This is a genomic window from Amycolatopsis sp. MtRt-6, assembly GCF_017308975.1.
Classification (GTDB): domain Bacteria; phylum Actinomycetota; class Actinomycetes; order Mycobacteriales; family Pseudonocardiaceae; genus Amycolatopsis.
The window spans coordinates 60,195-79,218 of the sequence record NZ_JADWPD010000007.1 but is presented as its reverse complement, the minus strand read 5'-3'; the positions used below and the strand labels follow the sequence as shown (position 1 = coordinate 79,218).

The following is a 19,024-nucleotide window of genomic DNA, read 5'->3' as shown; positions in this document are numbered from 1 at the left end:
TGTCACGACGTCACGGCGCGTTACCCGGGTGAGACTGGCACAAAGCGGTGAATCACGGCACCGGCCGAACGGATGGTCAGCGCCTATCGGGCTACCCGCGTGAGGACGAAAACCGGCAACGGCCGGGCGGCCTCGCGCTGCTCCATCGCGTACCCCGGCCAGAAGGCGAGCAGCTCGCCCCACATCCGCTCGTACTCCTCGCCGTGCAGCTCCCGCGCGACGACGTCGACCGGCTTCCCGGCCAGCGCCACCGCGCACTTCGGGTGGGCCCGCAGGTTGAGCGCCCACGCCGGGTCGTGCGGGCGGCCCCAGTTGGACGCCGTCAGCACGAAGTCGCGGCCGCGCGGGTAGTAGAGCAGGTTGGTGCCGCGAGGCAGCCCGCTCTTGCGGCCGGTCGTGGTGAGGCGCAGCGACGGCAGCCCGGCGAGCGCCACGAGGCTCACCCGGCCGCCGAACGCCTTGTGCAGTTTCTTGTCCGCCCACACGACGAACCGGGCCGTGCGCATCAGCCACGGCCTGGTGCCGACGGCCCGGGCCAGTGCCCGGAGAGGATTAGCCACGCACGGATTTTGCCAGGCTCACCCCGAACCGCTGCTGGGAGTCGGTCCACCAGTGTTCGAGGGCGAACCCGGCCGCGGCCAGCTCGGCCTCGACGCCGCTCGGGCGGAACTTGGCCGAGATCTCCGTCCGGACGTGTTCCCCCGCGGCGAAGGTCACCGTGAGGTCCGCGCCGGGGATCTCGACGGTCAGCCCGCGGCGGGCCCGCAGGCGCATCTCGATCCACTCGTTTTCGGCGTCCCAGTGCGAGACGTGCTCGAACTCGTCGACGTCGAAGTTCGCGCCGAGGCGGGCGTTGATCACCCGCAGCACGTTCTTGTCGAACTCGGCCGTCACGCCGGCGGCGTCGTCGTAGGCGCGTTCGAGGATGCCTGCGTCCTTGACCAGGTCGGTGCCGAGCAGCAGCCACTCCCCCTCGTCGAGGACCTCCCGGACCGAGCGCAGGAAGGTCGCGCGTTCGGCGGGCAGGAAGTTGCCGATCGTGCCGCCGAGGAAGGCGACCACCCGCGGCTGCCCGTCCGGCAGCAGGTCGAGGTGCTGGGTGAAGTCGCCGACGACACCCCGGACGGCGAGGCCCGGGTAGTCCTTCGAGATCGCTTCGGCGGCCTCGGCCAGCGCGGATTCGGACACGTCCAGGGGGACGAACGCCTCCAGGGTGCCGTGCCCGGTGAGCGCGTCGAGCAGCAGCCGGGTCTTCTCGCTCGAGCCCGAGCCGAGCTCGACGAGCGTGTGCGCGTCGGTCAGCTTCGCGACGTCGCCGGCGTGCGCGGCCAGCACCTCGCGCTCGCTGCGGGTCGGGTAGTACTCCGGCAGCTGGGTGATCTTCTCGAACAGCTCGCTGCCGTCGGCGTCGTAGAACCACTTGGGCGGCAGCCACTTCTGCGGCGCGGTGAGCCCGGCGACGACGTCCGCGCGCAGTTCCGCGGTGACGGCGTCGCCGGAGCGGTGGTGGTCGAGATCGACTTCGGTCATGACGGCTCCTGGGTGAGGGGAAGCAGGTCGACGCCGGCCGCGGTGGCGCGCACGGCGTGGTGGTCGGGGACGGGCCGCCAGCGCGGGTCGCCGTCGAGGGGTTCGGACGCCAGCAGCACACCGGCCGGGGTCTCCAGCACGGAGAGCGCGTGCGTCCAGGTGGTTCCGATCAGCGTTTCGCCGTCGGTGAGCAGGAAGTTGAGCCGGGAGCCGGGGGCGGCCGCCTCGACGGCGGTGGTCAGCGCCGCCACCGCCGTCAGCGGGTCCTCCCCCGTGGCCAGCCGGGCCCGCAGCAGCGCCCAGAGCACCACCGAGTCCGTCGGCGCCTCCAGGGTCAGCAGGTCGGTGACCGGCAGGGTCTTGGCCAGTTCGGCCAGCGAGTCCGGATAACCGCGGACGACGCCGTTGTGGCTGAACAGCCAGCGCCCGGCGGTGAACGGCGCCGCGGCCGCCTCGGTCACCGGCAGGCCGGTGGTGCCGTTGCGGACCGCGGCGACGAACGCGCCCGCGGTGACCGCCGCCGCCAGCGGCGGCAGCGTCTCGTCCGTCCACAGTGGAGTCGAACGCCGGTGGCGCAGCGGTGGCGAGCCCGGGCCGGGGTACCAGCCCAGCCCGAACCCGTCGGCGTTCACCGAGCCGCCGCCGCGCATGTCCGCCGGCGCGTAGGACTGCACCAGCAGGGAGTGCGGGGCGTGGAAGAGCACCTCGGCGGGCGGGACCGGCTCGCCGAGGTAGCCGATGTGGCGGCACATGCGCCTACCCCACCTCGCCGGGCGCGGCGTCGCGGGCGGTGCGGAAGCCGGCGAAGATCTGCCGCCGGATCGGGTAGTCCCAGTTGCGGAACGTGCCCCGGATCGCGGCCGAGTCGGTGCCGAACGACCCGCCGCGCAGCACCTTGTACTCGGGGCCGAAGAACACCTCCGAGTACTCCCGGTACGGGAAGGCCGCGAAGCCCGGGTAGCCGTGGAAGTCGGTGCTCGTCCACTCCCAGACGTCGCCGATCAGCTGGTGCACGCCGGTCGGCGACGCACCGGCCGGGTACGCCCCCACGGGGGCCGGCCGCAGGTGCCGCTGGCCGAGGTTGGCGTGCTCGGCGGCCGGTTCCCCGTCGCCCCAGGGAAAGCGGCGCGAGCGGCCGGTGGCCGGGTCGAACCGCGCCGCCTTCTCCCACTCCGCCTCGGTCGGCAGCCGCCGCCCGGCCCAGGCCGCGTACGCCTCGGCTTCGTAGTAGGAAACGTGCACGACCGGCTCGTCGGCCGGAATCCGCTCGTACACGCCGAAACGGGTGCGCCACCAGCCGTCCTGCTCCCGCTTCCAGAACCGCGGCGCGGTGATGCCGTTGTCCTGCCGGTAGGCCCAGCCGGCCGGGCTCCACCACTGCCGGTCGTCGTAGCCGCCGCCGTCGAGGAATGCGACGTACGCGCCACACGTCACCGGGACGGTGTCCATCCAGAACGCCTCGACGGCGATCTCGTGCGCCGGGCGCTCGTTGTCCAGGGCCCACGGCTCGGCGGACGTGCCCATGGTGAAGGCACCGCCGGGGACCAGCACTTCGCGCGGCAGCGTGCCCGACCGCGCGGGCGGCGGCTCGGGCGCGTGCAGCACCGGGTCGCCCTTGCGGAGCTGGTGGGTGGCCAGCATGGTCTCGTCGTGCTGCTGCTCGTGCTGGGTGATCATGCCGAACGCGAACGCCTGCTCGGTCAGCCGCCTGCCTTCCATCGGCGCGTGTTCCAGCACGTCGAAGGCCTTCTCGCGGACCTGCTTGACGTACGCGCGTGCCTCGGCCGGGCCGAGCAGCGGCAGCTCCGGCCGGTCGGCGCGGGCGTGCTGGAAGGCGTCGTAGATGTCATCGATGTCCGGCCGCAGCGGCTCCCGGCCGCCGACGTCGCGGACCAGCCACAGCTCTTCCTGGACGCCGATGTGCGCCAGGTCCCAGACCAGCGGCGACATCAGCTTCGAATGCTGGCGGACGAGGTCCTCGTCGTCGACCGCGTCGGTCAGCGCGACACTGCGCGCCCGCGCCCGGGTCAGTGCTTCGGCCGCCCGCGCGCGCAGGTCCTGCGCGCTCAGGTCGCCCAGTGCTTCCGTGCTCATGCTTTGCTCCTCGATCGGTCCGCGCGCCCCAGCACGCTCTCGCTGATCTCGGCGATCTGCTCCGCCGCCAGCCCGGTCGCGCCCAGTTCGGCGCAGCCGAGCTCGGCCAGTGCCGCCGCGGCGGCCGCCAGCTCCGGGTCGGCCAGGCCGCGGCGCGCCGCCGTGGCCCACCGGTCCGCGACCGGGGCGCCGATCTCGCGCACCTTGTCGACGGTGACCGGCCGGGCCAGCAGCGCGGACACCAGCGCCACCGGGGCCAGCCACTCCTCCGGCGGCTGGGCGTCGAGGTACCGGATCTCCAGGTACCCCTGCGGCCGGACCGGGGTGAACATCGTCGTCAGGTGGTAGTCGAGGTCCGCCACCGTCGGCCGGGGCAGCAGGGCGGCCGCGCCCCGGCCGTCGATCCAGTCGGCGAACGTCAGCCCGTCGGGCGCGTCCCACGGCCGGTCGCCGCGGGGCAGCACCAGCAGCGGGACGTCCATCAGGCGCCCGGCCCACGCTCCGGCCGGGTCGTCGCCCGCCACGGCGGCCGTGCGCGTGCGCACCGCTTCCGTTTCGTGCACCGCGAGCCAGCGCGCGGAGGCGTGCCCGGTGTCGCGTCCGGCGTGGACGCGGGAGTTGGCGAAGAGGGCGAGCAGGGGCGGGCCCATCGCGTGCGCGGCCGCCCACCGGGCGGCGTGGTGCTCGGGCTCGCCCGCGTCGACGCAGATCTGCAGGCCTGCGGTGCTGCACATCATCGTGAGGCCGCCGGGACCGATCGGCGCGAACCGGCGCTCCATCGCCGCGTAGCGCGGGGTGTGCAGGAGCCGGCGGGGCGCGCGGTGGGCGTCGATGCCCGTTTCGCCCAGGACGAGGCCGTGGGCGGCGAGGCGGTCGCGCAGGTGGTGGAGGTCGGCCGTGACGACTGCGTCGAGCTCACGCAGGGAGGCCTGGGGCAGTGCGGAAATCTCGACCTGGCACCCGGGTTCGAGGCTCACGGGCGAGCCGGCCGGGAGTGGCGAGGCGGGGCTGCCGGGGCGGAGTGTCCGCGGGGCGTGCGGACCCAGTGCCGTGGCGAGGACGTCGGGATCGAGGGGTGTGGCCGGGTCTTCGGCATGGTGCACGGTGAATTCCAGTTCCACGCCGGTCAGGCGAGGTGGGCCGTGCTTGAAACACACCGATGCGACGTACGCCTCGCCGGCCGCGCGGTCCGCCAGGACCCGCGCGGTGCGGTTCGACGCACTACCCGACTTCTCGGGGAAATCGTGCACCGTCTGCATGTCCGTTCCTGTCCGTTTGGGATAGAACTTCTCGACTTCGGACGCTACACGCGGGGTACGACAAATTCAGGGCGGATCTTGCGCTCCGGGAGGCGTTCACCACTCCGTAAGAAGTCCCTGATCAGGGCAAAGCGGGCTCGGTGCCGAGTCCGAGCTCGGCCGCGGAGGCCCGCACGGCGTCGATCACGAGGTGCAGCGCGGGCCGCCGGAACGCGGTGCGCCGGTAGGCGATCGACACCGTGCGCAGCAGCGGCGTGGTGAGGGTGACGACGTCGATCCCCGGCGGCCGCAGCAGGCGCAGGCCGAGGTCGGACACGAGGGTGATGCCGAGGCCGGCGCCCACCATCGCCATCGCCGTCGACTGCTCCTCGACTTCGTGGTTGATCTTCGGCGTGAAGCCGTGGCGCTGGCAGGCCGTGCGCATCGCGCGGCCGAAGTGCGACTTGGCGCCGGCCAGGATCCACGGGTGTTCGGCGAGGTCGTCCAGCGACGCGGACCCCGAGGGCACCGCACCCCGCGGCACCGCCGCGTGCAGCCGCTCCACGGCGACGACGGCCCGCTCGAGCCCGGCGTCCCACGGCGTCGGCGCGTCGGAGTAGTCGATCACGAACGACAGGTCGAGGCTGCCGTCCCGGACCGCTTCGGCGGTGTCCTCGGGGGCCAGCTCGCGGGTGCGCACCTCGATGCCGGGGTGCTCCCCGGCGAGCGCGGTCAACGCCGTCGGCAGCAGGCCGGACGCCACCGACGCCCACACCCCGGCGGTCAGCCGGACCGTGCGGGACTCCTGGGCCTCCTCCAGGGCGAGCGTCGCGCGTTCGACGGAGCCGAGGATCTCTTCGGCGTGCTCGGTGAGCAGGGTGCCGAGCTCGGTCAGCTGGACGCGCCGGCCGAGCCGTTCGAACAGCTTCGCGCCGACGTCCCGCTCGAGCTGCGCGAGCTGCTGTGACACCGCCGAAGCGGTGTAGTGCAGCGCCGCGGCCGCCGCCGTCACGGTGCCCCGGCGGTGCAGCTCGCGCAGCATCCGCAAGCGGTGCAGCGAAAGCTCCATACACAAAACTTAAACGAGATCGTGCAGCAGCGTTAAATGGACGGGCGGGCCACCGGGGGCGCACGCTCGTGATGGCGGTCACGAGGCCGCCCCGGACTTCCCTGGAGGTGAGTGGCCCGATGACCCCCGCCCAGCCGCTGATGCGGCTCACGTGGACCGATCCCGTCACCGGCGCGCACGGCTACCTGGTCGTGCACAGCCTGGTCTCCGGTGTCGCCACCGGCGGCACCCGGATGCGGGCCGGCTGCACGATGACCGAGGTCGAGGACCTCGCCCGGGGCATGGCCAACAAGACCGCGACGTTCAACCTGCCGGTCGGCGGGGCCAAGGGCGGGATCGACTTCGACCCGAAGGACCCGCGCGCGTTCGACGTGCTGAAGCGCTTCTGCGCGTTCCTGCGGCCGTGGCTGGACGCGCACTGGGTGACCGCCGAGGACTTCGGCGTGCCGCAGCACCTGATCGACTCGGTGTTCGCCGAGCTGGGCCTGGAGCAGTCGTACCACGCCGCGATCCGCCGGTCGGCCGACCCGGCGCGCACCCTGCGCCGGGTGCAGGCGGGCCTCACCGCGCCGGTCCCCGGCGGGCTGCTGCTCGGCGACGTCGTCGGCGGCTACGGCGTGGCACAGGCGTGCCTGGGCGTCGCGGCGGCGTGGGACTGGGACGTGCGCGAGACGACGGTGGCGATCCAGGGCATCGGCACCATGGGCGGCGGCGCGGCCTGGTACCTGCACGAAGCCGGCGCGCGGGTGGTCGCGGTGGCCGACGCCGCGGGCACGCTGTACGACCCGGCCGGCCTCGACGTCCCGGCGCTGCTCGACCTGCGCGACCGCTTCGGCGAGGTGGACCGGACCCGGCTGCCCGCCGGGGTCCGCGCGCTGCCGCGCGAAACGATCGTCGGGATCGACGCGGACATCTTCGTGCCGGCGGCGATCTCCTACGCGCTGCGGGCGGACAACGAGAGCGCGGTCAAGGCCAAGGTGGTCGTCGAAGCGGCCAACGCGGCGACGACACCGGAAGCGGAGGCGGCGCTGTCGGCCCGCGGAGTCGCGGTGGTGCCCGATTTCGTCGCCAACGCGGGCGCGGCGGCGTGGGCGTGGTGGCTGCTCCTCGGCGAGGTCGGCGCGGACCCGGCCGAGGGGTTCCTGCGGCTGCGCACGGAGATGCAGGCGAAGATCGCGCTGCTGCTGGCCGAGTGGAACATGGACCGGCTCCCGCTGCGCGTCACCGGGCTGCGGCTGGCCGAGGCCAACCGGGCCCGGCGCGCGGAAGCCGCGCTCGCCCCGGAAGGCGAGCCGGGGCTGCTCATCCCCTGAGCGCGAACCGGTCGGTCGCGCCGATCAGGACGTCCTGCATCGGGGCGTCCTGGGTGGAGTGCCCGATGTTCTCGAGCAGCACCAGCTCGCTGCCCGGCCAGCCGTGGTGCAGCAGCCAGGGCGTGCCGACGAGGTTGCTCGTGTCGAGCACGCCCTGCGCCAGCACCGCCGGGATGCCCGCGAGCTTGCCGAGGTTGCGCAGGATCTCGCCGTCCGGGAGGAACGCGCGGTTGCTGAAGTAGTGCGTGACCAGCCGGGCGAAGCAGAGCCGGTAGGCGAGGTCCTCGAAGACGTCGTGCGGCGGGACGCCCGGGAGCATCGCGTCTTCCCAGGCGCACCAGTCCTTCGCGGCCTGGTGGTGGACGGCGGGGTCCGGGTCCATCAGCAGCCGGTGGTAGGCGGCCGAAAGGTCGCCGTCGCGCTCGCTTTCCGGCACGCCTTCACGGAACTTGGCGAAGGCGTCCGGGAAGTAGGCGCCGAGGCCGCGGATGAGCATTTCGATCTCGATGAAGCGGTCGGTCGCCAGGCCCATCAGGACGATTTCGCTGACGCGCTCGGTGTGGCGCAGCGCGTAGGTCAGGCTGAGCACCGAGCCCCAGGAACCGCCGAACAGCAGCCACTTTTCGATGCCGAGGCGCGTCCGGAGCAGTTCGAAGTCCGCGACCAGGTGGTCGGTGGTGTTGGCGGAGAGGTCGGCGACGGGAGCGCCGGCGTGCGGGGTACTGCGCCCACAGCCGCGCTGGTCGACGAGCACGACCCGGTACCGCCGCGGGTCGAAGTACCGGCGCAGGTTCGCCGAGCAGCCGGAGCCGGGGCCGCCGTGCACGACCAGCGCGGGCTTGCCGGCGGGGTTCCCGCAGGTTTCCCAGTAGATCTCGTGCCCGTCGCCGACGTCGAGCATGCCGTGCTCGTAGGGTTCGATCGCGGGGTACAGCATCAGCGCGTCCTTCCACCGGGAAATACAACAGCGCTGTCACATTAGCGCCGAGCGCTCCCCTGCGCACGGCCTTTTCGTTCAGTTCAGCGTGCCGGCCAGCTCGGCGAGCGTGTCGGCCAGCTCCTGCGGACCGGCCGGGCCGATGTGGATGACGGCGTCGTCGCCGGAGCCGGTCGTGTAGCTGAGGTACCGGCCCCAGTCGGTGTCGGCGTAGTGCAGCGGCTGCTGCAGGCAGGTGTGGCGGCCGACGTCGTCACGCCGGCCGACGTAGAGTTCCCCGCTGCCCGAGACCGGCCGCTGCACCAGGCTGACGACGTCGGCGACGGCCGGGTCCAGCGGGTAGGCAGCCTGCCCGCGCCGGGCCGCCTCGGTCAGGTCCGCGACCCGCACGGTCCGCAGCCGGCCACCACCGGCCCCGACCGGCGGCAGCTGCTCGACCAGCGATTCGGCCAGCCGGCTCCGGTCGATCTCCTGCACGCCGACGTGCGTCCCGTCCGAGACGGCCAGGACCGCCTGCAGGCCTTTCGCCGCGGCGAGCACACCGTAGGTCTGCCCGCCGGCGCCGACCCAGCCGTAGCACTCCCGCGCGGGGCTGACCAGCAGCGGAAGCCAGTCGAGGAAGTCGACGGTGGCCCGGCCGCGCGCGTCGACCAGCCCGGCCTCGGCGAGCGCGGCGTCGACCCGCTTGCCGGCCTCGTCGCGTTCGGCGTCCGAAAGCCACAGCGGCTCCGGCCGCAGGGTGAGGTGGAGCTGGCCGACCTGTTCGCGTTCGGCCAGCGCGGCCAGCGCCTCGACCGGAACGTCCACCCGGCCTGTTGCCACGTCCACCACCTGTTTCGCCCTATTCGCCGATGACCGGCGGACTGGTCCGCTGGTCGGTGCCGAAGATCGCGTCCGGATCCGCTTCGATCAGGTAGTCCGGCCGCTGGTGCTCATCGTCGTCCTCGCCCTCGGCCCGCCGGCCGCCGGGGCCCATGGGCCCCATCGCCCCGGCCCGCTGCCCACCGGCGGCCCGCGCGGCAGCGGCTTCCGCGGCGGCGGCGTTGCCGAAGCCGCCCATGCCGGAGCCGCGGCCACCACCGAGGGCGCGTTCGCCAGGGGTGCCGGTTCCCGCGCCGGCCCCGGCACCGGTCCCGCTGAGGGGGCGGCCGTTCGAGTCGAGCAACCGGCTGCCGGCATTGCCACTGGCCGGCCCGCGCCCGCTCGTGCTGGGATCGTTGGCCAAGGTGTTGGAGTAGTTCTGCCCCCCACCGGTCCCGGTCGGGTAGAAGTCGATGCCCCCGGTGTCCGGCGGCGTCCCACCCGGCCGCTCGGTGACCTGCTGCCCCGGCCGCGCCGGCGGGGTCGGCTTGCCGCTGCCGGTGGTGCGGGTCTCGTCGCCGGGCCGGTCCGTGCCACCGGGACGATCGGTCCCGCCGGGCCGGTCGGTGCCGCCCGGGCGATCGGTGCCACCGGGACGGTCCGTGTCGCCCGGCCGGTCCGTGCCACCGGGGCGGTCGGTGCTGCCGGGACGGTCGGTGCCGCCGGTGTCGACGCTCGTGGTGGAGGTGCGGTCGTTGCCGCCCGGGTCACCGCCACCGTGCTCCGGGTACCACTTGTGCTCGTCGACGATGATCGGTCCGGGCCCATCGGGGGTGTTCACCGAGATGGCGGCACCGTCGGGTTCGAGGACGCCGTAGTCGGTGGGCAGCGCGGCCCTGGTGCTGTCGGTGGCGGTGCTGTACTGGTCCATGACGCGGACGTTGGTCTCGTTCGCCGCGTTGTACCGCGCCATGCCTTCCTGGTAGTTGTCGATGTCGTCCTTGGCCATGAAGGGCCCGGCGATCGGAATGGCGGCTTTCAGGCCGGTGGTCCAGGGATTGGGCTTGTCCGGCTTCGGGGGAACCTCGACGACGGTGTTGCTCGAATCCTCGAAGACGGCAGCCTGGGTGTTGACCGAAGCCCTGGTCGCGTCCAGCGGCGCGGAGCTGTCGAAGAAGGCCCGTTCCATCGGCCCGGCGCCCGCGTTCGCGGCCTCGGAGGCGTCCCCGCTCCACGAGTTCACCATGCGCGCCTGGAGCGCCTTGATGCTCGCACCCCGCTCCATGTAGGCGTCGGAGAGCTCCTGCACGGTCTGCGCCATCTGCTGCAGAGCGGTCGTGTCGCCTTGTCTGAAGTTGTCGTAGATCTGCTTGCCGTCCACTCGTCATGCCCCCTTGAGTGTCTTGATCATCGCCGCAGCGATCCGGGCGGCCGTCCCGCAGGAGTCGTCCTCGTTCTTGTAGCCCTGCGCATACACGTCGACTGCGAGATCGTCGGCAATGCCCACGCCGAGGCCACAGGTACCCACCGACCGCATGTCCGCGAGGCCGTAGTAGATCGCCGGATAGCCGTCGACGGCCGGAGCGGGCTCGAGGAACCTGATGAACGTCCGCTGTTTGTAGCCGGCATACAGGCCGGCCAGTCCACCCGCACCGCGGTCGCGGTTGGCGGTGCCGAGGGTCAGCAACACGCCGATCCCTTCGCCCTGGATCTTCCACGAGCAGGACGGCCCGGCCTTGGTCTGCGCATCGTTGCCCGTGGACCGGTTCTCGCCCGGCACGGGGAGGCGCAGAGGGGTGAGCACGTCCGCGGGAACCAGCCCACAAGGATCGGCGGCGTACTTGCTCGCGTCGAGCGGAACGGAGACCTTCGGGACTTCGGGATCCCCCGAAGAAGAGCCGGCCGACGTCGAGCCAGTCGACGAAGGCGACGCGGTGCCGTCCTTGGTCGTGGTGCAGGCGGTCACCGCACCCGCCGAGAGGGCCACCAGCACGGCAAGAACACCCAGTTTGCTTCGGAACAAGATCGGTTCGCCTATGCCTTGAAGGTGTCAGACAGGTCCTGGTCGGTCACCACGGTCTTCGACTGGGCTTCCTTGAGCTTCTTGATGTACTCCTGCACGTACTTGCGCATCGACTCGTTCTGCTTCAGGAGAGCCAGCGAGGAGTCCGAACTGGTCGTCGCATACCCCCCGCTCGCCGGGTCCTTACCGGGCGCTTCCCCGCTCAGAGCAACGATGTCCTGGATCTTCTCGCCGTCGTCGACGATCTTGTCCAGCAGGTCCTCCCACTGGCCGATCACCGCGGAAAGCTCCTCGGGGTCCATCTTGAACTGGCCCCCTTTGCCCCCGCCGCCGTAGACGCGGCCCGGCGTGTCGAAGACGTCGCCCCAGAGTGCTCTCGCCGCCGCTCCGGCCTCACCGATGATCACGACCGCACCTTCCCCTCAGTTCACCCACCGTGATGGGGCAAACCTTAGCCAACTGTCTCACTCCGTGTCAGCGAATCGCCGCAACGTTCAGACGGTCGGGCGGCCGGGCCGGTTCCCTGCACTCCGGGTCACAGTACGTACGTACGGATTGCGAGATCCCGGTCGGCGGTGCCAGGATTTCAGGATGCCACGCGTAAGCCAGGATCACCTCGACGCACGCCGGCGCCAGATCCTCGACGGCTCGCGCGTCTGCTTCGCGCGCTACGGCTACGAAGGTGCCACAGTCCGGCGCCTGGAGGAAGCCACCGGTCTCTCGCGCGGGGCCATCTTCCACCACTTCCGGGACAAGGAATCGCTCTTCCTCGCCCTCGCCGAGGACGATGCCCTCCGGATGGCCGACGTCGTTGCCGAACAGGGCCTCGTCCAGGTCATGCGCGACCTGCTCGCCGGGGGCGACCACCCCGCCGACTGGCTCGGGACGCGCCTGGAAGTGTCCCGGCGGCTGCGCACCGACCCCGAGTTCCGGGCCCGGTGGGCCGAACGGTCGCAGCAGCTCACCACCGCCACCCGGCTGCGGCTGCTGCGGCAGCGGGAGGCCGGGAACCTGCGGGACGACGTCGACGTCGACGTCCTCACCGCCTTCCTCGAGCTCGTCCTCGAAGGACTCGTCTCGCACCTGGCCATGGGCCTGCCCGCCGCGGGGCTGGGGCCGGTGCTCGACCTCGTCGAAGAAACGGTGCGACGGCACCGCCCGAGCCGCGGATGAGCGCGGCGACACACCCGGCGCGCCAGCGGACCGCGCCGGGGACACGTTAAGATTGTCCGCATAACCGCAGTACACGCCGATTTCCCGCTAGGAGTGACCGTTTCGTGCGCGCAGCGCAGTCACCCGGTGACAGTACCGGGCCGGGTGACCGACCCGGCTGTCCGATAGGTTCATCCCCCGCCGCCGAGGCGGGTGCGGAATGATCCAGATCCTGCTCGCCGTCGCGGGCGTCCTCCTCTTCGTGCTGCTGACGATCGGCACCGGGCTCGCCGTCGCGGCCGAGTTCTCGCTGACCGCGCTCGAGCGCAGCGCCGTCGAGGCCAACGTCCGCCAGGTCGGCGACCGCCGCGCGCTGACCGTCCAGAAGGCGCACCGGACGCTGTCCTTCCAGCTCTCCGGCGCCCAGGTCGCGATCACGCTGACCACCCTGATCACCGGCTACCTGGCCGAGCCGCTCATCGGCGAGCTCGTCCGGCCGCTGCTCACCGGCCTCGGGCTGCCGGCCGGGTTCGCCGGCGGCGCGTCGATCGTGATCGCGCTGATCCTGGCCACCTCGCTGTCGATGATCCTCGGCGAGATGGTGCCGAAGAACCTGGCGATCGCCCGGCCGCTGCCGACCGCGCGCGCCGTCGCCGGCTACCACTCGCGGTTCTCCGCGCTGTTCCGCTGGCTCATCACGCTGATGAACAACAGCGCGAACTTCCTGGTGCGCAAGTTCGGCGTCGAGCCGCAGGAAGAGCTGCGGTCGGCGCGCTCGCCGCAGGAACTGGGCTCGATCGTGCGGTCCAGCGCCGAAAGCGGCACGCTCGACACGTCCACGGCCGAACTGCTCGACCGCTCGCTGCGGTTCGGCGAACGCACCGCGGAAGAGCTGATGACCCCGCGCGTGCAGCTGGAGTCCCTGGCCGTCGACGACACCGTGGAAGACCTCATCGAAATCTCCCGCCGCACCGGATTCTCGCGGTTCCCGGTGCACGCCGAGGACCTCGACGACGTCCGCGGCGCCGTGCACGTCAAGCAGGCCTTCGCGGTCCCCGCCGCCGACCGGGCCGCCGTGCCGATCGGCTCGGTCATGCGGCCGGTGCCGACCGTGCCGGAGTCCCTGCCCGGTGACGACCTGCTGCTGCGCCTGCGCGACTCCCGGTTCCAGCTCGCCATCGTCGTCGACGAGTACGGCGGCACGGCCGGGCTGGTGACCCTGGAGGACGTCGTCGAGGAGATCATCGGCGACGTCCGCGACGAGCACGACGAGCGCGAAGCGCCGGCGTCCCAGCAGGTCGGCGCGGACAGCTGGCTGGTGTCCGGGCAGCTGCGCGCCGACGAGGTCACCGGCGTCACCGGCTTCCGGATGCCGGACGGCGACTACGAAACCATTGCCGGCCTGATCCTCGAGCGGCTGGGCAAGATCCCCGCCGAGGGCGACGCCACCGAGGTCGACGGCTGGCTGCTCACCGTGACCACGATGGACAAGCGCCGGATCGCCGAGGTCGAGGTCGCCCCGGTCCGCGCGGCCCCGGAACTGGCCACCGCACCGGAGGTGGTCTCGTGACCGACTGGCTGAACATCGCCCTCGTCGTGGTCCTGCTGCTGGCCAACGCCTTCTTCGTCGGCGCGGAGTTCACGTTGATCTCCTCGCGGCGCGACAGGCTCGAAGCACTGCTGGAACAGGGCAAGACGCGCGCGCGGATCGTCATCAACGCGAGCAGGCACGTGTCGCTGATGCTCGCCGGCGCGCAGCTGGGCATCACCATCTGCTCGCTGCTGCTCGGCCGGGTCGGCGAGCCCGCCATCGCGCACCGCCTCGCGGCGGGCTTCGACGCGCTGGGCCTGCCGGAGGCGCTGCTGCACCCCGTTTCGTTCGCGATCGCGCTGGCGTTCATCACCGTGGCGCACGTGCTGATCGGCGAGATGGTGCCGAAGAACCTCGCCATCGCCGAGCCCGAGCGGCTCGCGCTGTGGCTGGTCCCGGTGCACGTCGCGTGGGTGAAGCTGGCGAACCCGTTCATCTGGCTGCTGAACTTCGTGGCCAACTCGCTGCTGCGCGCGTTCCGCGTCGAGCCGAAGGACGAGCTGGAGACGGCCTACACGTCCGACGAGCTGGCCGAGCTGCTCAGCGAGTCGCGGCGCGAGGGCCTGCTCGACCAGTCCGAGCACCAGCGGCTCGCCCAGACGCTCTCGTCGGTGCAGAAGACGGTCGCCGACGTGCTGGTGCCCACCGCCGAGCTGACCACGCTGCCCTGCGGGCCGACCGTCGGCGAGGTCGAGCGGGCCGTGTCGTCCACCGGGTTCTCGCGGTTCCCGGTGTGCACCGACGACGGGCGCCTGACCGGGTACATCCACGTCAAGGACATCCTCGACCTGGCAGGCCAGGACCCGCGGACGACGGTCCCCGCCGCGAAGACGCGGGCGCTGACCGAACTGCGCGCCGACGCCCGGCTCGACGTGGCGCTGTCGGCGATGCGCAAGGAGCGCAGCCACCTCGCGCGGGCACTGGACGCGAACGGCGACGCGGTCGGCGTCGTCGCGCTGGAAGACCTGGTCGAGGAGTACGTGGGCACGGTGCGCGACGGCACCCACGTGGGCGCATGACCGAGGTACTCGCCGAGGCGGACTGGCTGGCCCGGGAGTCGGCGCACGTCGCCCGGATGCGCCGGTGGACCGGCCCGCACCAGGAGCGGCGGTCCCGCGGCGAGAAGCACCCGGTGCTGGACTTCCTCTTCACGTACTACTCGTACCGGCCGTCGCACCTCGAGCGGTGGCAGCCCGGGCCCGGCGTCGCGCTCGCCGGGCCCGCGGCGCGGCGCTTCCTGGACCGCAAGGGGTATGTCGCCACACCCGACGGCGTGGTGCTCGACCCGGCGGGCTTCGGCGCGGGCAAGGTGCGGACGGCCGAGTTCGTCCTCGGCCTGCTGACGGCGACGGCGTCGCGCGCGCCCCGGCTGAGCTGCTTCGGCCTGCACGAGTGGGCGATGGTGTACCGCGAGCCGGCGGATTCGGTCCGGCACAACCAGGTGCCGCTGCGGCTGGGATCGGCGGGCACGGACGCGGTGGTGGAGTCCCTGGACATCCGCTGCGGGCACTTCGACGCGTTCCGCTTCTTCACGGCGCCCGCGCGGCCGTTGAACGAACTGACGCCGTCGAGGGAGACGCAGATCGCACTCGAGCAGCCGGGGTGCCTGCACGCGAACATGGATTTGTTCAAATGGGCGTACAAGCTCGACCCGTTCGTGCCCGCGGAGCTCGTGGCGGACTGTTTCGAGCTGGCGGTCGAGATCCGGACGCTCGACATGCGGGCGAGCCCGTACGACCTGGCGGCGCTGGGCTACCCGCCGGTGCGGATCGAGACGGCGGCCGGGCGGGCCGAATACGCGCGGGCCCAAGCGGAGTTCGCCCGCCGGGCGGCACCGCTGCGTCATCGCCTGATTGCGCATTGCCATCGCCTGGTCAGCGCAGCACCCTGAGCACGGCCCACTGTGAGTCAGATTATTCTCTCTCCGATACTCACCTGTTAGGGTGATAACGGTTTGGTTGCATAGCAGCGCGTGCTTGACGTGCGCTCACCCCGAAAGGATGACGGATGGGGCGACACTACCGGGACGAGGAGCCGGTGCCGCACCCTCAGGACCGCACACCGCGCGTCCCGGCCGAGGGCCGCAGCGAGGTGTCCGGCGGTTTTCGCACCCCGGGACGCAGCTCCATCTCGGACGCCTTCGGCATCGCCCGCGTCCCGGGCGGGTCATCCGGTTCGGCTTTCTTCACGGAAGGCGCGGAAGCGCCCGGCTTCCCGCCCGCGCCCGGCGCCGACGGCCCGGCCACGCGGCGGGGTGAGGTTTCGGGCGCGTACCCGGCCGCTCGCCGTGGCGAGGCTTCGGGGGCGTACCCGGTCGCGGGCCGGGGCGAAGCCACCGTGACGCGCGCCCCGCGCCGAGGTGAGACTTCCGGCGCGTACCCCGTGGCGACCGGCGAGTTCACGGCGACCCGTGCCCCGCGCCGCGGTGACGTCTCCGGCGCGCACCCGGTGGCGAGCAGCGAGATCACCACGACTCTTTCCCCGCGGCTCGGCGAAGCCTCCGGGCCTTACCCGGTCGCGGACGACGCCACCACCGCGACCCGCACCGGCCGCCGCGGCGAAACTTCCGGCGCCTATCCGGTCACGCACAGCGCCACCACCACGACCCGCCGCGACGAAGCCACCGGTCCGTACCCGGTCACCGACAACGCGACCACGACGACCCGCACCGGCCGCCGCGGCGAAACCACCGGTGCTCACCCGATCACCGACACCACCACCGCCACCCGCTCGCGCCGCAAGGGCGGCGGCAGCCCGGCCCCGGACCGCGTCGAAGCCCCCGGCTCCGGCAGGCCCACCCGCGCGTCCCGTCGCGGCGAAGCCACCGGTGCCCACCCGGTCGCCACGCCTGGCGACTCCCCCGCTCCCCGCTCGCGCCGCCGCGGTGGCAAGGTTCCGGCCGAATCCGCCGCCGAGCGGACCGAAGTCATCACCCGGCCGGAGGACGACTCCGCCGACGACACCGCCAAACGTGCCGCGAGCCGCGGCGAGCGCGGCGACTCCACCGGTCCGCAGCGCGCCGGCCGGGACGACAGCACCGGGCCCGGCCGGGCCGGGCGCAGCGAAGGCACCGGCTCGCACCGCGTCGTCACCAAGAGCGACGCCACCGGCTCGCACCGGATCGTCGGCAAGAAAGCCCCGCGCCGGCGGATCGCCACCTGGCCGATCGCCTGCCTCGTGCTCGCCATCCTCATCGGGCTCGGCGTCGTCGGCTGGAACTGGGCCGACAACGAGCTCAACAGCCGCGCCGAGGCGCAGGCCGCCAGCTGTGACGGCGGGACCGCGCACATGCGGATCCTCGTCACCCCGAGCGCGCAGAAGCCGGTCGCCGCCGCGGCCGACCGGTGGAACCAGGCCGCCACCGTCGTCCACGGTGAGTGCGTGCACGTCATGATCGAGCCCAAGCCGTCGGCGCAGGTGCTCGACGCGCTGGTCGGGCGGGCCAAGATGGACTCCATCGGCGGGCTCCCGGCCGCGTGGCTGCCCGAGTCGTCGTACTGGGTCAGCGAGCTCACCACCAAGAAGCCCGAGATGATCGGCTCGCCCGCCCAGTCGGTGGCGAACGCGCGCTCGGCGGACTACCCGTTCATCGGGCTCGCCGGCCCGGGCATCGACGACACCGCGCTGCGCGCCGCCCAGACGTTCCGCGAATACCTGGAGCAGCCCGCCCAGCAAGCCGACTTCGCCGCGGCTGGCATCAAGTCGACCTGAGCGTCGCCCGGCTCACGGGACGACGCCGGGCTGGTCGCGACCGGTTCCCGCGTCCGCGGCGGCGGCTGTTTTCTTCGCCCGCTCCTCAAGGGTGTTGAGGACTCGCGTCGCGTCGGGGACATGCCTTCTCGCCAGCGTCTCGAGATCTTCGAGCGTGATCGAGCCCTTCCCCGTCAGATCGAGGTTGGCGGCGTTGTCGTCGTAGGCTCTGTCCCCTTTCTTCACGATCGCACCGCCGGACAGGGCCGCCTTGAACTTCTCTTCGCTGCTTTGGAAGTTCCACGCGTAGATCAAGCCGGGAGTGCGCAGCCTGCCGATCACCGGCGCGAAGAACTTCCGGGTGTACTGCAACTGGTCCGTTGCCGTCAGGTCCCGGAAGGCGCGCGAGCCACGGGTGAACCCCTGGGCTTCCTGGGTGCCGGGCATCATCTGGTTGAGTCCGGCCGCGCCCTTCTCCCCGGTGCCCGCCGCCGGATTGATGACCACGGCCTTGAAGGGACCTCGGCCACCGACGGGTTCCGCGGTCTCGGACAACATGACGGCAAGCATGTGCTCGGGCGCACAGCCCAGTTCCCCGCACATTTTCTTGAAGGCCTCGAGAAAGCTGTCCTCGACGGGGTGGAACGTGGCCCGGAACTGCTTCAGCTGTTCCTTGTGGATGAACTTCTCGCCGAGGTCGGCGTCGGTGATGCTGTTCGGGTCCTGGAACGCCTTGATGGCTTTCGCGACGAGCGGCCGCACCTCGGCGTGCGTCGCCAGCGCGGTCAATCGGCCCGCCTTCTGGAGCAGGCCGAGCACCTTGGCGATGTCCGGAATGGCGTAGCTGTTCAGCTCTTCGACGGCCCGTTCGCCCAGCCGGGTGACGTCGGTGTCGAGCAGCTTGCCGATTCTCCGGGCAAGGTCCTCCAGGGCGAGGAAGGCGGGCCGCGGGTTGCCCTCGGGCAGGTCCAGGTCGGCGGGGCCGCCCAGATGGGCGAGGATCGTGGCGATCTGGTCCACGTACTCAGCGCCCAGCTCGCCCAGTTCCTTGTTGTTCGCGGCGACGAAGTCCCGCCACGCCGTGCCGCGGTGCTTGGCGAGCGCGGCACGCAGCGCGAGCCGGAGACGAGGCCCGCCCAGCTGCCGGCAGGAGGCCTCGGCCTTCGCGGAGCCGAGGAAATTCATCGCATCGGCGTCCGCGGACTGGCCGGCCACCAGTTCCGTGAGCTTGCCGAGCAGATCTTTCAGCGGAAGCTTCTGCTGCTCGATGGCCGCCAGGTCCGCCCTGATCTTGTCGTCTTCGATTCGGGAGACGGTTACCGGCACACCCGTGCGCTGCAGGGCGCGTGGCGGGCCCGACGCCAGCAGCGCGCACACCGCCGCGTTGCCCGCTTCCCGTTGGAGGCTCCGCACCTCGGCCGCGGCCGGCCCGCGTATGCGCGCCGTGGCCCGGTGAGCACGAATCTCGCCGGGCCCGGCGGGCGTCTCCGTCGCCGGCTGTGCGCGTATGGCCACGGGTCAACCTTGCGCCTGCCAGGTCCGCGGTGAAGAGGTCCGAATGGGCGTACCTTCGGGCAGCCTGGTGC

Annotated in this window: 18 protein-coding genes; 6 read left to right on the top strand and 12 right to left on the bottom strand. The window is 72.1% G+C overall.

Features of this window, described 5'->3' with window-relative positions; translation table 11 throughout:
- Window positions 1-83: 83 nt before the first annotated feature.
- From I4Q55_RS14480 to I4Q55_RS14455, 6 genes are all read right to left on the bottom strand, one after another.
- Entirely contained in the window at window positions 84-506 is a 423-nt protein-coding gene (locus tag I4Q55_RS14480) for a nitroreductase/quinone reductase family protein (RefSeq protein ID WP_206788484.1), read from the bottom strand.
- Window positions 507-552: 46 nt separating this feature from the next.
- Window positions 553-1,530 carry an L-histidine N(alpha)-methyltransferase gene (gene egtD, locus I4Q55_RS14475; RefSeq protein ID WP_206788222.1) on the bottom strand — a complete coding sequence of 326 codons (978 nt, stop codon included), beginning with the start codon at window positions 1,528-1,530 and terminating at the stop codon, window positions 553-555.
- Entirely contained in the window at window positions 1,527-2,282 is a 756-nt protein-coding gene (gene egtC, locus I4Q55_RS14470; RefSeq protein WP_206788221.1) for an ergothioneine biosynthesis protein EgtC, read from the bottom strand. Before egtC ends, egtD begins: the two co-directional genes overlap by 4 nt.
- Before the next feature lie 4 nt (window positions 2,283-2,286).
- Entirely contained in the window at window positions 2,287-3,624 is a 1,338-nt protein-coding gene (egtB, locus tag I4Q55_RS14465; protein ID WP_206788220.1) for an ergothioneine biosynthesis protein EgtB, read from the bottom strand.
- Window positions 3,621-4,883 (bottom strand): glutamate-cysteine ligase family protein, encoded by a 1,263-nt coding sequence (locus I4Q55_RS14460; RefSeq protein WP_206788219.1) that lies wholly within the window; start codon window positions 4,881-4,883, stop codon window positions 3,621-3,623. Before I4Q55_RS14460 ends, egtB begins: the two co-directional genes overlap by 4 nt.
- Window positions 4,884-5,004: 121 nt before the next feature.
- Window positions 5,005-5,931, bottom strand: a complete 927-nt coding sequence (locus tag I4Q55_RS14455; protein WP_206788218.1) for a LysR family transcriptional regulator — start codon at window positions 5,929-5,931, stop codon at window positions 5,005-5,007.
- Between the two features lie 119 nt (window positions 5,932-6,050).
- On the opposite strand from I4Q55_RS14455, the gene I4Q55_RS14450 reads away from it, so the two are divergent.
- The gene (locus I4Q55_RS14450) at window positions 6,051-7,244 is read left to right on the top strand and encodes a Glu/Leu/Phe/Val dehydrogenase (RefSeq protein ID WP_206788217.1); all 1,194 of its coding nucleotides are present in this window, start codon (window positions 6,051-6,053) and stop codon (window positions 7,242-7,244) included.
- Here I4Q55_RS14450 and pip read toward each other — a convergent pair.
- From pip to I4Q55_RS14425, 5 genes are all read right to left on the bottom strand, one after another.
- Window positions 7,234-8,181 (bottom strand): prolyl aminopeptidase, encoded by a 948-nt coding sequence (pip, locus tag I4Q55_RS14445; RefSeq protein WP_206788216.1) that lies wholly within the window; start codon window positions 8,179-8,181, stop codon window positions 7,234-7,236. The two genes, I4Q55_RS14450 and pip, sit on opposite strands and share 11 nt — an antisense overlap.
- Window positions 8,182-8,259: 78 nt before the next feature.
- Window positions 8,260-8,988, bottom strand: coding sequence for an ESX secretion-associated protein EspG (locus I4Q55_RS14440; RefSeq protein ID WP_206788482.1), 729 nt, complete (start codon window positions 8,986-8,988; stop codon window positions 8,260-8,262).
- A gap of 34 nt (window positions 8,989-9,022) precedes the next feature.
- Window positions 9,023-10,363 carry a WXG100 family type VII secretion target gene (locus tag I4Q55_RS14435; RefSeq protein ID WP_206788215.1) on the bottom strand — a complete coding sequence of 447 codons (1,341 nt, stop codon included), beginning with the start codon at window positions 10,361-10,363 and terminating at the stop codon, window positions 9,023-9,025.
- Between the two features lie 3 nt (window positions 10,364-10,366).
- The gene (locus tag I4Q55_RS14430; protein WP_307793204.1) at window positions 10,367-10,975 is read right to left on the bottom strand and encodes a DUF3558 domain-containing protein; all 609 of its coding nucleotides are present in this window, start codon (window positions 10,973-10,975) and stop codon (window positions 10,367-10,369) included.
- 41 nt (window positions 10,976-11,016) lie between these two features.
- Window positions 11,017-11,412, bottom strand: coding sequence for a hypothetical protein (locus I4Q55_RS14425; RefSeq protein WP_206788212.1), 396 nt, complete (start codon window positions 11,410-11,412; stop codon window positions 11,017-11,019).
- A 184-nt stretch (window positions 11,413-11,596) separates the two neighbouring features.
- Here I4Q55_RS14425 and I4Q55_RS14420 point away from each other — a divergent pair, with 184 nt between their 5' ends.
- From I4Q55_RS14420 to I4Q55_RS14400, 5 genes are all read left to right on the top strand, one after another.
- Complete coding sequence (locus I4Q55_RS14420; protein ID WP_206788210.1) at window positions 11,597-12,178, top strand: TetR/AcrR family transcriptional regulator; 582 nt, start codon at window positions 11,597-11,599, stop codon at window positions 12,176-12,178.
- Window positions 12,179-12,377: 199 nt separating this feature from the next.
- On the top strand, window positions 12,378-13,727 hold the full coding sequence (locus I4Q55_RS14415) for a hemolysin family protein (RefSeq protein ID WP_206788207.1): 1,350 nt from the start codon (window positions 12,378-12,380) through the stop codon (window positions 13,725-13,727).
- Window positions 13,724-14,767, top strand: coding sequence for a hemolysin family protein (locus I4Q55_RS14410; protein ID WP_206788205.1), 1,044 nt, complete (start codon window positions 13,724-13,726; stop codon window positions 14,765-14,767). The genes I4Q55_RS14415 and I4Q55_RS14410 overlap by 4 nt, the downstream gene beginning before the upstream one ends.
- Window positions 14,764-15,639, top strand: coding sequence for a 3-methyladenine DNA glycosylase (locus I4Q55_RS14405; protein WP_206788204.1), 876 nt, complete (start codon window positions 14,764-14,766; stop codon window positions 15,637-15,639). The genes I4Q55_RS14410 and I4Q55_RS14405 overlap by 4 nt, the downstream gene beginning before the upstream one ends.
- Before the next feature lie 116 nt (window positions 15,640-15,755).
- The gene (locus tag I4Q55_RS14400; protein ID WP_206788203.1) at window positions 15,756-17,459 is read left to right on the top strand and encodes a hypothetical protein; all 1,704 of its coding nucleotides are present in this window, start codon (window positions 15,756-15,758) and stop codon (window positions 17,457-17,459) included.
- Window positions 17,460-17,471: 12 nt separating this feature from the next.
- Here I4Q55_RS14400 and I4Q55_RS14395 read toward each other — a convergent pair whose 3' ends face one another.
- Window positions 17,472-18,953 carry a hypothetical protein gene (locus tag I4Q55_RS14395; protein WP_206788202.1) on the bottom strand — a complete coding sequence of 494 codons (1,482 nt, stop codon included), beginning with the start codon at window positions 18,951-18,953 and terminating at the stop codon, window positions 17,472-17,474.
- Between the last annotated feature and the right edge of the window lie 71 nt (window positions 18,954-19,024).

Coding starts and splice junctions, on each gene's coding strand:
- egtC (WP_206788221.1), bottom strand. CDS start 2,282: ATGTGCCGCCACATCGGCTACCTCGGCGAGCCGGTCCCGCCCGCCGAG.
- I4Q55_RS14400 (WP_206788203.1), top strand. CDS start 15,756: ATGGGGCGACACTACCGGGACGAGGAGCCGGTGCCGCACCCTCAGGAC.
- I4Q55_RS14460 (WP_206788219.1), bottom strand. CDS start 4,883: ATGCAGACGGTGCACGATTTCCCCGAGAAGTCGGGTAGTGCGTCGAAC.
- I4Q55_RS14480 (WP_206788484.1), bottom strand. CDS start 506: ATGCGCACGGCCCGGTTCGTCGTGTGGGCGGACAAGAAACTGCACAAG.
- I4Q55_RS14455 (WP_206788218.1), bottom strand. CDS start 5,931: ATGGAGCTTTCGCTGCACCGCTTGCGGATGCTGCGCGAGCTGCACCGC.
- I4Q55_RS14420 (WP_206788210.1), top strand. CDS start 11,597: ATGCCACGCGTAAGCCAGGATCACCTCGACGCACGCCGGCGCCAGATC.
- egtD (WP_206788222.1), bottom strand. CDS start 1,530: ATGACCGAAGTCGATCTCGACCACCACCGCTCCGGCGACGCCGTCACC.
- I4Q55_RS14405 (WP_206788204.1), top strand. CDS start 14,764: ATGACCGAGGTACTCGCCGAGGCGGACTGGCTGGCCCGGGAGTCGGCG.
- I4Q55_RS14450 (WP_206788217.1), top strand. CDS start 6,051: ATGACCCCCGCCCAGCCGCTGATGCGGCTCACGTGGACCGATCCCGTC.
- I4Q55_RS14415 (WP_206788207.1), top strand. CDS start 12,378: ATGATCCAGATCCTGCTCGCCGTCGCGGGCGTCCTCCTCTTCGTGCTG.
- pip (WP_206788216.1), bottom strand. CDS start 8,181: ATGCTGTACCCCGCGATCGAACCCTACGAGCACGGCATGCTCGACGTC.
- egtB (WP_206788220.1), bottom strand. CDS start 3,624: ATGAGCACGGAAGCACTGGGCGACCTGAGCGCGCAGGACCTGCGCGCG.